We start from the raw sequence: 13230 nt of genomic DNA, 5'->3' as shown, positions 1-13230 counted from the left end.
GGGCACATAATTCTGTACGGCAAGGTCATCCCACGAAGACGCAGACGATGTGGCCGTCCGGGTCGGCATAGGCGCGCAACGGCTCCTCCGGGTCGTCGGAGCGGTCGAACCGCAGCGTGCCGCCCAGGGCCAGGATGCGGTCGTGCTGCCGGTCCAGCTCCTCCACCGAGTCCACCGACGTGTCCAGATGCGCCTGCTGCGGGACCTCGTCGCCGGGCCAGCTCGTCGGGCGTACCCCCGAGGTCTGCTGGAAGGACAACCGGAACGCGCCGTCGCGCGCCCGCAACTGCAACCACGAACGGCCTCGCGGATCGTCCGAGCCCGCCGGAGGCGGCTCGTCGCCCTCGCGGTACTCCAGGTCGAGCAGCTGCCGGTAGAACTCGGCGAGCCGACGGGCGTCGGTGGTGTCGAGCACGAAGGCCCGGAGAATCGGCACGGTCATGGCCGTGACGTACCCGCCTAAAGTGTGTTGATGCGTGTTCTCGTGGTCGCCGCACCGCTCGTCGGGCACGTCCACCCCCTCGTCGGGCTGGCCCGGGCGCTGCGCGACGCCGGCCACGAGGTGCTGATCGCCACCGGCGGCGACGGGCTCGCCGTGACCGGGTTCGAGGTGCGCGACGTGGCGCCCGGCTTCCGGTTCCCGCGCGTCGCGGCACGGACCATGCTGCGCCACCCGCTGCTGATCCGCGCCGAGCTCGCCGGGACGGCCGGGACCCGCGTGGTCGGCCACCTGTTCGGCGCGGTCAACGACCTGATGCTGGACCGTCTGGAACGGACCGCCCGGCAGTGGCGGCCCGACCGGATCGTCTACGAGCCGCTGGCCGCCGCGGGCGCGGTGGTCGCCGCACGGCTCGGCGTTCCGGGCATCCTCCACGAGAATTCGCTGTACGACGGGCCGGCGCTGCTCGCCTCGACCCGGATGCGGGGACGACCCGAACTCGCGGCCCCGGCCGTGGTGATCCGGATCGCCCCGGCCAGCGTCGCCGGACGCGGCACCCACCTGCCGATGCGCTTCGTGCCGTACACGGGAGACCGCCCCCTCCCCGGCTGGCTCGCCGAGCCGCCGCGCCGCCCGCGCATCCTGGTCAGCCGCAGCACCGTCGCCTCACCCGGGCCGGACCGGATGATGGCCCGGGTCGCCGCCGCCGCCGAACACGTCGACGCCGACGTGGTGCTCCTCCGGCCCGACATGCGCCGGCTGCCGCCGCACGTACGGGCCACCGGCTGGGCGCCGATCCCGGCGGCGCTCGCGGCCGGCGCGGCGATCGTCCACCACGGTGGCGCCGGGACCACGCTGAGCGCCCTGCAGGCCGGCGCCCCACAGCTGATCGTGCGAGGCGCCGGGGACCGGCGGCACAACGCGGAACTGGTCGCGGCCCGGGGTGCGGGGCTCGCCACCGACGAGCGGAACATCACGCCGGCGCTGCTGACCAGGCTGGTCACCGATCCGGTGGTGGCGTCCGCGGCGGCTGAGGTGGCCGCCGAGATCGCCGCGATGCCGCCGCCGTCACACCTGGTCGAGGCGATCCGGCAGGCAGGTTGAACCCCGCCTGGCCGTCAGCGTTCCGGCGACACCCACCACTGATCGCCCGCCGCTCTCTTCAGCGCCGACGGGCGGCCCTCAGACCGAGACGGCCGCCGCCACGTTGCGCGGAGTCCGCTCGATCCACCGGATCACCGGACCACAGGCCGCCGCGCACAGCAGGAAGACGCCGGCGATCACCCACCACCCCCATCCGCCGGTCTGGATGGCGAGAACCGTGAAGCCGGCCGGGCCGATCATCTTGCTCAGCCCACCGACGGACTTGCCGAACCCGGTGTAGGCGCCGCGCTGGTCAGCGGGCGGCACCTCGGTGTTGAGATACCACTGTGCCGACGACAGCCACAGCTCGGTGCCGGTGAGCATCGCGACAGCGGCGGCGAGCACGGCGACGGTCACCCATCCGTGGGTCCGCCCGCTGAGCGCCACGACCGGGCAGGCGACGGCCGCGGCGAGCGCCGACCACCGCAGCAGACGGGTCGCGCCGTGCAGGGTGTCGGCGCTGCGGGCGGCCCGCACCTGCAGCAGCACCGCCATCACCGTGTTGAGCGCGACAAGCGCCCCGAGCACCGGTTTCGGCGCGTCGGTCATGGTGATCGCCCACAGTGGCAGGACCTCGGCCCAGACGGTGCCGTGCAGCCAGAGGACACCGATCAGCACGGCGGACGCAGTGTACGGATGGTCGCGCAGCACCCCCCACGGGCTGGGCCGTGGCCCCTCGTCACGGACCGGCGGGTCGACGGCCGGCATCCGGGCGACGAAGAACGCGTTGACGGCGATGCCCCCGGCGGCCGCGAGCACCAGGACGAGCAGGCCGGGCCGGCTGTCGAGGGCGAGCGCGGCGGCGCCGACACCGGAGCCGACGGTGAAGCCGACGTTGAGGTAGGCGCGGGTGAACGCCATCACCCGGACCCGGCCCTCTCTGGGCACGGCCGCCGCGGTGTAGACGACCCGGCCCGCGTTGGCGAACGCCTCGGCCGCCGTCTGCGCACAGATCACCAGCAGGAACGGCACGAACCCGTCGGCCAGTGGATAGGCCGCGAACGCCGCCGACTCGGCGATCGCCCCGATCACCCAGGCGCGTTGCCCGCCGATCCGGTCGGCGAGGTGACCGAACGGCATCGACCCGACCAGGCCGACGAACCCGGCGGCGGAGAGCCCGATCCCGATCTGTACGGGTGTCAGCCCCACGTAGAGGCTGAAGAAGACGACGCTTCCGGTGAGGAAGGCCCCGTTGCCGACGGCGTAGACGAGGGACTGGACCGCCAGGGTACGCGGCAGTCCGGGTGGTGGCAGGATTTTTCCGATAGTTCCCCGTGGATGTCTCATCGCCCTACATGAGATCACTCGAGGCTGTCGGCGGCGCACCCGGCCGATCAGCCGCCCCGGGGCGCAGAGCCGCCATCGCCAGCTCGAGGATCCCGTCCGCATACTCCTCGGTGAGCGGCCCGGTCCGCATCATCCAGCGGTGATACATCGGCCCGATCAGCAGCTCGACGGCCTGGTCGAGATCGACGCCGGCACGCACCTGGCCGGCGGCGCGGGCCGACCGCAGCCGGTTCTTCACGGTGTCGAGTTGTGGTCGCAGCAGCCGGTCACGCATCCGGCCGGCGAAATCCTCACTGGACAGCGTCTCGATGGTGAGGGCCCGGGTGGTGGCCGAGAGCCGGTCGTCGGCCAGCTCGGCGACGATGGCCCGGATGACGGGCCTCAGATCCGCCTCGAGATCGCCGGTGTCGGGCAGCGCGGGTGGGCCGCCGGAGCCGGAGTGCTTCTCGACCAGAGCATCGAGAACGACCGGGCCACGCCCGCCCCACCAGCGGTAGATCGTCTGCTTTCCGACGCCGGCGCGGGCGGCGATGCCCTCGACGGTGAGGTCGGCATAGCCCTTCTCCTGGAGCAGGTCCATGGCGGCCTGCAGGATCGCGTTGCGGGAGCGCTCGCTGCGCCGGGCGGCATCGGGCATGGCGCGAGCCTACCAGGAAGCGAGACGAAACGTCTCGTCTTGACATCGGCCGGTCGAAGCGAGACGCTACGTCTCGTCTTATGGAGCAGAGCCGAGCGCCCCGGAGGTCCCCGTGCCGCACATCGCCATGGTCAGCATCCCGTTCCCCGGGCACGTCAACCCGAGCATCGAGGTCGTCCGGGAGCTGGTCGCCCGCGGCCATCGGGTCACCTACGCCAACGACCCTTCGTGGGCCACGGCGATCGAGGCGACCGGCGCCGAGATGAGGCCCTACCGATCGGCGCTCCCGGCCGGCGACGACTGGGGCGGCGACATGATCGACCATCTGACGCTCTTCCTGGACGACGCGATCGCGATGCTCCCGCAGCTGCGCGACGCCTATGCCGACGACCGGCCCGACCTGTTCCTCTACGACATCGCCGGGGCGCCGGCCCGTCTGCTGGCCGAGCAGTGGGGCATCCCGTCGATGCAGGTCTCCCCCACGTTCGTCGCCTGGGACGGCTACGAGCAGGAGCTGACGCCGATGATCGAGCAGATGCGCGCCGATCCACGCGGCGCCGCCTACTACGACCGTTTCGAACGGTGGCTCACCGCCGAGAAGTCGTCGGTCACCGACAGCGCGGCCTTCCAGGGGCGACCCGACCGGGGGCTGGTCCTCATTCCACGGGCCATGCAGCCGCATGCTGAACGGGTCGACGAGAGTGTCTTCCGGTTCGCCGGCCCGATCCTCGGCGACCGCGCCGACCAGGGCGACTGGGCCAGGCCCGCCGAGGCTGACGGCGTGCTGCTCGTCTCCCTCGGGTCCACGTTCACCGACCACCCGGAGTTCTACCGGCGCTGCGTCGAGGCTTTCGGTGATCTGCCGGGCTGGCACACCGTGCTGCAGATCGGCAGACACGTCGACGAGGCGGCGCTCGGCCCGGTGCCGGCGACGGTCGAGGTCCACCGCTGGGTGCCGCAGCTGCGGATCCTGCGGCAGGCCGACGCGTTCCTCACCCACGGCGGCATGGGTGGATCGGTGGAGGGGCTCTACTGCGGCACGCCGATGCTCGTCGCGCCGCAGGCCGCCGACCAGTTCGGCAACGCCGACCGGCTGGTCGAGCTGGGCGTGGCCAGGCGGGTCGGCACCGACGTCAGCGCGCAGCGGCTGCGGGAGACGTTCCTGCAGCTGATCGGCGACCCGGAGGTCCACCGGGCGAGCGCCGCCGTGAGCCGGGAGCTGCGCGATTCCAGCGGCGCGGAGTACGCCGCGACGCTCATCGAGAACGCCGCGGCGTGATGTCAGCCCGGCAGGATCGTCCAGCCGGTGTCGCGGGCACGAGCCGCGGCCAGGATCCCGGCGACCGCGGCCGCGTTGGTGATCTCCCCACGGAAGACCATGGCGACGCACTCGTCGAGGCCGACCCGGCGGACCTCCAGGTCGGCCTCCTCGGCGGTCCGCTCGTGACGGTCCGCCTCGGGCACCGGCGCCAGGTCACGGGCGAGGAAGACCCGGACCGCCTCGTCGGCGAAACCGGGCGAGGTGTGCAGGTCGATCAGCGGCTCGATCCGGCCGGCCGCGAGATCCACCTCCTCGGCCAACTCCCGGGCCGCGGTCACCGCCGGGTCCTCGCCGGCCACGTCACGCAGCCCGGCCGGCAGCTCCCACAGGTGCCGGCCGACCGGGTGCCGGTACTGCTTGATCAGCACCACGCGGTCCTGCTCGTCGAGCGCGACCACGACGACGGCGCCGCGGTTCTCCACCACGTCGCGGGCCGCGGTGCTGCCGTCCGACATCGTCACCTCGTCGGTGTAGACCGAGAAGATCGCGCCGTGGTATCGCTCGGCCCGGGAGACCGTCCGATGGGCGAACCCCATGTCAGGAGGCCTCGGTCACGTCGATCTCGACCGGCAGCTCGTCCGCCGACGCGTAGGCGATGGCCGCCTTGACCAGACCGTCGAAGAGCGGGTGCGGCCGGGTCGGGCGGCTCTTCAGCTCCGGGTGCGCCTGGGTCGCCACGAAGTACGGGTGGACCTCCCGGTCCAGCTCGATGAACTCGACGAGCCGGCCGTCCGGGGACGTGCCGGAGAACACCAGACCGGACTGCGCCAGCTTGTCGCGGAAGTCGTTGTTCACCTCGTAGCGGTGCCGGTGGCGCTCGGAGATCACCGTCGTGCCGTACACCTCGGCGACGATGGAGCCCTCCTTGAGCTTCGCCGGGTAGGCGCCGAGCCGCATGGTGCCGCCCAGGTCGCCCTTGCCCGCCACGATGTCCTCCTGGTCGGCCATCGTCGAGATGACCGGGTAACCGGCCTTCTCGTCGAACTCGACCGAGTTGGCGCCGGCCAGACCGGCCAGGTTGCGGGCGGCGTCGATGGTCATGCACTGCAGGCCGAGACAGAGGCCGAGGATCGGGATCTTGTTCTCCCGGGCGTACCGCGAGGTGTTGACCTTGCCCTCGATCCCGCGGACCCCGAAGCCACCCGGGATGACGATGCCGTCGACACCCTTCAGCGCGGCCGCCGCACCGGCCGGGGTCACACAGTCGTCACTCGGCACCCACCGGAGCTGGATCTTCACGGTGTTGCCGAAACCGGCGGCCCGGATCGCCTCGCTCACCGACAGGTACGCGTCGGGCAGGTCGACATACTTGCCGACCAGCGCGATCGTGATCGTCCGCTTCGGGTGGTGCACCCGCTCCAGCAGGTCGTTCCAGGTCTTCCAGTTCACGTCACGGAAGGACAGGCCGAGACGGCGCACCACGTACGCGTCGAGGCCCTCGTCGTGCAGCACCTTCGGGATGTCGTAGATGCTCGGCGCGTCCGGGCAGGCGATGACCGCCTCGACGTCGACGTCGCAGTAGAGCGCCAGCTTGTGCTTCATCTTCTCCGGGATCTCCCGGTCACTGCGGCAGATCAGGGCGTCCGGCTGGATACCGATGTTGCGCAGCGCGGCCACCGAGTGCTGGGTGGGCTTGGTCTTCAGCTCACCCGACGGCGCCAGGTAGGGCACCAGCGACACGTGCAGGTAGAAGACGTGATCGCGGCCGACCTCGTGGCGGACCTGGCGGATCGCCTCCAGGAACGGCAGCGACTCCATGTCGCCGACCGTGCCGCCGACCTCGGTGATCACCACATCCGGGACGTTGCCGTTCTCGTCCGGGTCGGCCATCGCGAAGATGCGGCTCTTGATCTCGTTGGTGATGTGCGGGATGACCTGCACGGTGTCGCCCAGGTACTCACCGCGCCGCTCCCGGGCGATGACCGCCGAGTAGACCTGGCCGGTCGTCACGTTCGCCTTGCCGGACAGGTCACGGTCGAGGAAGCGCTCGTAGTGCCCGACGTCGAGGTCGGTCTCCGCCCCGTCCTCGGTGACGAAGACCTCACCGTGCTGGAACGGGTTCATCGTTCCCGGGTCGACGTTCAGGTAGGGGTCCAGCTTCTGCATCACGACGCGGAGACCGCGGGCGGTGAGCAGATTGCCGAGGCTGGAGGCGGTGAGGCCCTTACCCAGCGAGGAGGCGACGCCCCCGGTGACGAAGATGTGCCGCGTGTCGCGCACTGTTGAGGCCAAGGCCCGCTCCCGTGGTCGCCGTTTCATCGGTTCTTGCGGCCGGGGCAGGACCCCATCCACGGGAGTTCACCGTAACACTGTTTGCCAGGACCTCCACGTTCGGGCTGGTGGGCGTGCGTGTCATGACACAGTTACCGGACCTTCGTCGGATTTACGTAGTAGAGGGCCGCCGGGACCGTCCGTCTCGCCCGGTGGAGGCGTCCGGTCCGCCGCGTGCAACAGCACCCGCAGCGCCGTGAGCACCGCCACCGGCACCGCCGCGGCCGCCGCCGCACCCGCCGAGCCGAGCGCCGTCCCGCCGAGCACGCCGGCGATCACCGTCGCCACCACGGTCCCGGCCACACCGGCCCGCACCGCCGGATGCAGGCCGTAGACACGATTCAGGCCGCCCCACGGCGAGAACTGGCAGAACGCCAGCATCGCCGCGCCGAGCAGGGCCAGCAGGGTGAGCGGGCTGTCCAGCAGCGCCTCCCCGTTCGCGGCGGCGGCCCGCTGCATCGCCGGCCCGGCCGTGCCGTCGGCCAGCGACGTCAGGAACCGGCCCAGCGTGCCCTGCTCCAACGGCGCCCGCCGCAGATCGAGCACCGCGAAAGTGATGGTCACCACAACACCGGTCAGCGCCGCCCAGGCGAACCGCGGGAACGTCAGCCAGCCGCCGGTGCTGATCGCCGCCGCCACGCACGCCCCGGCCGTCACCGCGATCGCGCCGACCGGGTCCGCGCCCAGGTGCCCGCTGCCGACCATCACCACCCCCAGCCCGCCGAAGGTCACCATCACCAGCGGCCGCCAGCGTCTGGTCACCCACTGCGCCAGCGCACCGGCCAGCAGGAACAGCCCGGCCACGAACACACCCAGGCCGACCCCGCCGAGACCGGCGTAGCGGACCCCGTGCACCGCCGAGTAGCCGGCCACCCCGTTCAGCTGCAGGCGCGCCCCGGTCGCCAGATCGACCGCCACCACCAGCACACCGATCGCGGCGGCCGCGGCCATCGGCCACAGCGTCCGGGGATAGCGCGGCGCCAGCCGGATCAGCAGCGTGCCGAGAATCATCAACGCCGCCGTCGCCGACCCGAACATCCACGCCGGATGAGGGCTGCTCCACCACGGCACGACGTCGGCGAGCAACGCGGCCGGGATCGCCAGCCCACCCGCCAGCAGCGCCGCCTCGGCCAGATCGACCAACCGGCGCGGCGGCAGCGGCGGACCCAGCGGCCCGGCGTGCCGGCGGGCCCGGACCAGCACCGGGATCACCGCCACGAAAAGAACCGCTTGCAGGATCGCCAGCACCGTGAAGAAGATCTCCGCGACCCCCCGCTGGGCGATCGCCCGCCGGTCGGCGTCCTGCGCGCCCTGCATGGCCAGCGCCGGATCGGCGGTACGGCCCGGCGCGATCGACGCGGTGTACCCGGCGAACAGCTTCTCCGGCACCGGCTCGCCGAGCGCCGCCAGCACGGTCGGCGCCAGGTCGACCAGTTGCAGGTAGCCTTCCCGGCCGGTGCCGGCCGACGTCAGCCGGCCGCCCTCCCAGCCGGGCCCCTCGGCGATCGCGACGTGCAGGCGGGAAGCGGCCTCCGTGTCGGCCGGCCCGGCGATCAGCATCAGCGAGCGCGGGGGCCGAGCGGCAAGGACCCGGGCGAGGGTACGGTCGGCAGCCTCCACCAGCGCCCGACGCGCCGCCCCGTCCCCGGTGATCGTGCCGAGGTCGACGATGCTCAGGACGCAGTCGCTGAGCAGGGTGGCCGGGTCCGGCGGAAGCTCCGGGACGTAACGGTCCACCCGCCCGAACGGGCGGGCCGCCGCGATCGCCGCGCCCGGGCCGACGGCGACCGTGCAGCGCAACGACTCGGCCAGGGCGCCGGGCGTGGTGCCGTACGGCAGCCGGTCCTGATTGGTCCGGACCACCGTGGGCAGCTCGGGCACGTTGGCGCCGATGCCGTCCGGCCGGTCCAGCCGGGGCTCGGCGGCCGGGCAGCGGCCGGTGACGTCCCTGGTGTCCCAGGCCGCGTAGTTGCCGGCGCCCAGCGTCAGCCAGCCGTCCGACGGGCAGGTCACCTCGTGCGCCGACCGCACCGACAGCCAGCCCACCGAGCCGCGCGACGCCTCCTGCCAGAGCGCCGGGGTGCGCTGCGGATCGAGGTCCTCCCAGCGCAGCCCGGCCGCGGCCGCGACGACCACGTAGTCGGCGTCGCCGCCGCGCTGCCGCTCGGCGGGCCGGATCGCGAGGACCGCCAGGCTGGCCGCCGCGACCAGCGCCACCATCAGATAGGGCACCCAGGCGCCGACGAGCGGGCGGCGCGGGGTGCCGGGCGGCCGCACCCGCCGCAGCCGGTCGAGCAGGGTCCGCGGCGTCTCCCCCTTCACCACGAGGGAGGGCCGGCCCTTACCGGACCCGGCCGCCACCGCACTCGGCACAGCGGCATCCTGCGCGCCCCCGGCCGGCTCGACCGAGACCGACGCAGGGGTCGCCGGGCCCGATTCGTCGGTGTTCCGAGGGGCGGCGTCCGGCTGTTCGGGATCGGATCTGCCCGGTTCCGGTTCCACGGTCACCGGCGGACCGCCGCGACCTCTGCGTAAGCCGACCGCACGTCCGCGACCACGTCGGCCTCGGTCGGCCAGGTGGCGGCCCGCCGCGGCCCGCGAGCCGCATAGTCGGCACGCAGCGCCGGGTCGCCGAGCAGCCGCCGGACCGCCTCGTCGAGGGCGTCCAGGTCGTTCGGCGGGATCTGCACCGCGGCGTCCCCGACCAGGCCGGGCAGCCCGCCGACCGCTGTGGTGACGAGCGGCACCCCGGCGTGCAGCGCCTCCTGCGCGAACAGCTGCCGCGCCTCCCAGTCGCTGGTGATCACCGCGAGGTCGGCGCCGAGCAGCAGGTCCGGCACGTCGGTACGGTGCCCGAGCAGGTGCACCGGCGCATGCAGCATCGACGCCCGTTGCGCCAGCGGCATGTAGCTGGGGCCGGAGCCGGCGATCACGACGACCGGGGCGGGGCGCAGGTCACGCCAGCGGGCCGCGCCGTCGATCAGCAGGTCGTGGTGTTTCTGCGGGTGCAGCCGGCCGACCGACAGGATCAGCGGGGTGTCGCCGCGCAGCCCGAACTCGGCACGCACCGCCGACCTGCTGCGTTTCGGCGCCGCCAGCTGGGGTGTCGCGACGGGGCCGAGCCGTGCCTTGCGGGCGCCGAGCGTCAGGGCCCGCTGCACCAGGTCGTCGGAGGCGCCCAGGGTCAGCATGGCGTTGCGGGCCACGATCCGCTCCAGCAGAGCCCCGGCCTGGCCTTTCAGACCGCGGGCGAGGACCGCGTTGTGCCAGGTGACGACCAGGGGCACACCGGTCCGCGCGACCGAGGCGACGAAGGCCGCCCGCAGCCCGTGCGCGTGGATCACCTCGGCGTCACGGCCGGCGATCGCCCGGCGCAGCTGCCGGATCGCGCCGGAGTCCTGCGGGCCGGGGTCGGCCGGGATCTCCACCGGCGCGAACTCGATGCCGTTCGCCGTGAACCCGAAGTGCTGGTCGACCGCCGACGGCCCGCACACCAGCACCCGGCAGCCCGCGGCGACCAGGCCGCGGGCGAGGGAGGCGACGTGCTGGCCGATCCCGCCGGTACTGGACGCCACCACCAGCACGACCGAGCCGCACCACTCCCCGTCGCTGCTCACGACCGTTGACCCCTCACTCTGCTTCGAACCGTCATCCCCCGGCGGCCGCCGGCTCACCTGCATGCCCGGCAGCCGCCGGCTCACCTGCGGAGACGTCTGCCCACCGTGCCGGCCAGCGGCCCGAGGTCACGCCGGTCCAGCACGAAGGCGACCGCGACGAACACCGCGGCGACCGCCACACCGCCCAGCATGCCTTCAACGAGGCTGCCCAGCACGCCCGGGGTCGGCCAGACGGACGACCGCAGACCGGTCACCGCGCCCCACCCGGCGAGCCCGGCGACGGCTGCCGCGGTCACCGCCGCGATCAGGGCGCGGCTCAGGCCGGCCAGCGCGGCCGGGCCGGCATGCCGCCGCACCGCGGCGACCAGGAGGAGGCCGGTCACCGTCATCCCGGCGGCGTTGGCGAGTCCGAGCCCGAGGACTTCACCACCCGGAGTGGGTACGGTCGTGACGACGATCACTGCCACGGCGGCGGTGAGCCATCCCACCGCCGAGGCGACAGCGGCCGCCACCGTCGCGCCGCGAGCGTAGAGCGCCCGGGACAGCAGAGCGAAGAGCGCGTAGCCGAGCAGCCCGGGAGCGAACCCGACCACGCCGGGGACCGCGCCCGGCACGTTCATCAGGTCGGTCATCGGGATCGCCAGGCCGGCCAGGCCCGCCGTGCCCAGGCCGGCGAGCAGCACCACCGAGCGAGCGGTGCCGGAGAGCGCCGCGGCGTAGCCGGGCTCGTCGCCGCCCGACACCGCCGCCGACAGCCGTGGGTACACCGCGGTGGCGAGCGGCACCGCCAGCACCGCCCACGGCAGCAGGAAGAGGGTCTGCGCGCCGCTGTAGGGCGCCATCTGCCGGGCCGCCAGCACCACGATCAGCGCGGCCACCACCTGCTGTGCGCCGACCGTGACCGCACCTGCCCAGCCGAGCCGCACCGCCTGCCGGCCCTCGTCGCCGGGGAACCGCCACGTGGGCCGCAGCCGCAGGCCGAGCCGGGCCACCGGGATGATCAGGCAGAGACTGAGCGCGACGACGCCGAGGGTGGTGCCCACCGACAGGGTCAGCTCCCCGGCCCGGCTCAGCCCGGCGAAGCCGGTGCGGGCGCCGTCGATCCCGGCGTACGTCACATAGGCGCTCATCACGGTCACGCTGGACAGCAGCGGGGCGATCACCGGCCAGGCGAACCGGTGATGTGCCTGAAGCACACCGGTCAGCACGATCCCGATGCCGTAGAGCGGCAGCTGCGGCGCGAAGATCCGCAGCATCCGCGCCGCCACCTCGCGATGCTCGGCCGGGATGTCGTCGAACAGGCCGGTGATCGGCCCGGCGAGCAGGAACACCAGCAGCGCCAGCGGCACGGTCAGCGCCAGCACCCAGGACAGCAGCGCGGACGCCACCCGATCGACCCGCTCACGGTCGCCGGCCGCCACCGCCCCGGCCAGCAGCGGCACCACCAGGCTGGCCAGCGCCCCACCGGCGGCCAGCTCGAAGACGATGTTCGGGATCAGGTTGGTGGCCAGATAGACGTCGGCGAGCCCGTCGTCGCCGACCGTGTAGAAGAACACCGTGGTCCGGCCGAACCCGGCGAGCCTGGCCACGATGGTGAGGATCGAGATCAGCGCGGCCGCGCCGGCGAGCCGGCCCGCCGTACCCCGGGAAGCGGTTGACGGGGTCACGCGTGAGGTGGCCGGCGGCCGAGGTCGTCGAGGGCGCGCAGCCACGGGGTGTCCTTGATGACCTTGGTGAAGCTGACCTTCTCGCTGGCCGCGGTCAGCGCGGCCAGCCCGGCGAGCGCCGCCGCCCGCCCCGCCGTGCCGCTGCGGGCCACGAACGCCACTCCGAGCAGGGCACCGAGCGCGTTGGCCCCGGCGTCGCCGAGCATGATGTCCTCGCCCAGGTCGTCCGGCAGCAGGGCGGCGCCCGCGCCGAGCGTGCCCGCGGTCATCGACGCGTTGCGGCCCACCGCGAGCGGCGCCCCGAGGATCGCGCCGGCCTTGAGCGCGCGGCCGGGCCGCAGGTCGAGCAGGTTGATCAGGTTGGCCGTGCCGGCGATCACCCCGGCGCCGAGCAGCAGGTCGGCGCCGCGCCCGAACCGTGAGGTGCGGCTGCTGCCGATCAGCGCGGACGCCGCGAGACCCGCCGCGCCGACCCCGACGATCTTGACGAGGCCGCTGGTGACGAACCCCTCGCGCAGCGCGCCCAGATGGCCGGCGAAGCCTTTCGCCGATTTCTGCTCGGGCCGGTTGCCGGCGACGTCGTCGTAGAAGCCGACCGCGCCGCTCACCGCCCCGGCCACCACGGCCGCCGCGCCGAGGCGGCCGGTGGCCGCGCCCGAGGCCGCGCCGACGGTGGCGCCGACCGCGAGGGCCGGGCCGCCGGCGAGCGTCACCGTCCGCCCCCGGAAGTTGGTCCGCTCCAGCTCACGGGCCTGCGGATCGCGGCGGACCCAGCCGAGCACGCTGCGTGCGACGAGGGCGCCGAGGGCGGAGGAACGGAGGTAGGCCATGGCCGGAAAGTCTAGACC

At 73.5% G+C, this 13230-nt stretch carries 11 protein-coding genes; 2 read left to right on the top strand and 9 right to left on the bottom strand.

Annotated elements, in window-relative coordinates:
- Positions 1–25: 25 nt before the first annotated feature.
- Complete coding sequence (locus tag BM290_RS21295; RefSeq protein ID WP_093616759.1) at positions 26–442, bottom strand: VOC family protein; 417 nt, start codon at positions 440–442, stop codon at positions 26–28.
- A gap of 30 nt (positions 443–472) precedes the next feature.
- Between BM290_RS21295 and BM290_RS21290 the strand changes: the two genes are divergently transcribed.
- Positions 473–1543, top strand: a complete 1071-nt coding sequence (locus tag BM290_RS21290) for a nucleotide disphospho-sugar-binding domain-containing protein (protein WP_093616757.1) — start codon at positions 473–475, stop codon at positions 1541–1543.
- A gap of 78 nt (positions 1544–1621) precedes the next feature.
- Here the strand turns inward: BM290_RS21290 and BM290_RS21285 are convergent, their stop codons facing one another.
- Both BM290_RS21285 and BM290_RS21280 read right to left on the bottom strand, forming a co-directional pair.
- The gene (locus tag BM290_RS21285; protein ID WP_177319825.1) at positions 1622–2869 is read right to left on the bottom strand and encodes an MFS transporter; all 1248 of its coding nucleotides are present in this window, start codon (positions 2867–2869) and stop codon (positions 1622–1624) included.
- A 4-nt stretch (positions 2870–2873) separates the two neighbouring features.
- Positions 2874–3506: a TetR/AcrR family transcriptional regulator gene (locus tag BM290_RS21280; RefSeq protein ID WP_093616753.1), complete on the bottom strand. Its 633-nt coding sequence runs from the start codon at positions 3504–3506 to the stop codon at positions 2874–2876.
- Between the two features lie 112 nt (positions 3507–3618).
- On the opposite strand from BM290_RS21280, the gene BM290_RS21275 reads away from it, so the two are divergent.
- Positions 3619–4785 (top strand): macrolide family glycosyltransferase, encoded by a 1167-nt coding sequence (locus tag BM290_RS21275; RefSeq protein ID WP_093616751.1) that lies wholly within the window; start codon positions 3619–3621, stop codon positions 4783–4785.
- Between the two features lie 2 nt (positions 4786–4787).
- Here BM290_RS21275 and BM290_RS21270 read toward each other — a convergent pair whose 3' ends face one another.
- The 6 genes from BM290_RS21270 to BM290_RS21245 all read right to left on the bottom strand — a co-directional run bounded on the left by BM290_RS21270 (position 4788) and on the right by BM290_RS21245 (position 13212).
- Complete coding sequence (locus BM290_RS21270; RefSeq protein ID WP_093616749.1) at positions 4788–5363, bottom strand: NUDIX domain-containing protein; 576 nt, start codon at positions 5361–5363, stop codon at positions 4788–4790.
- 1 nt (position 5364) lies between these two features.
- Positions 5365–7059 (bottom strand): CTP synthase, encoded by a 1695-nt coding sequence (locus BM290_RS21265; RefSeq protein WP_093616747.1) that lies wholly within the window; start codon positions 7057–7059, stop codon positions 5365–5367.
- 120 nt (positions 7060–7179) lie between these two features.
- A complete protein-coding gene (locus BM290_RS21260) occupies positions 7180–9318 on the bottom strand; it encodes a hypothetical protein (protein WP_093617437.1) in 2139 nt (712 codons plus the stop codon).
- 284 nt (positions 9319–9602) lie between these two features.
- A complete protein-coding gene (locus BM290_RS21255) occupies positions 9603–10715 on the bottom strand; it encodes a glycosyltransferase family 4 protein (protein WP_239143973.1) in 1113 nt (370 codons plus the stop codon).
- An 80-nt stretch (positions 10716–10795) separates the two neighbouring features.
- Complete coding sequence (murJ, locus tag BM290_RS21250; protein ID WP_093616745.1) at positions 10796–12382, bottom strand: murein biosynthesis integral membrane protein MurJ; 1587 nt, start codon at positions 12380–12382, stop codon at positions 10796–10798.
- Entirely contained in the window at positions 12379–13212 is an 834-nt protein-coding gene (locus BM290_RS21245) for a hypothetical protein (RefSeq protein ID WP_093616743.1), read from the bottom strand. Before BM290_RS21245 ends, murJ begins: the two co-directional genes overlap by 4 nt.
- Positions 13213–13230: the final 18 nt, after the last annotated feature.

The organism is Actinoplanes philippinensis (assembly GCF_900113015.1).
GTDB classification, from domain to species: Bacteria; Actinomycetota; Actinomycetes; order Mycobacteriales; family Micromonosporaceae; genus Actinoplanes; species Actinoplanes philippinensis.
This window is presented reverse-complemented; position numbering and strand designations above follow the sequence as displayed.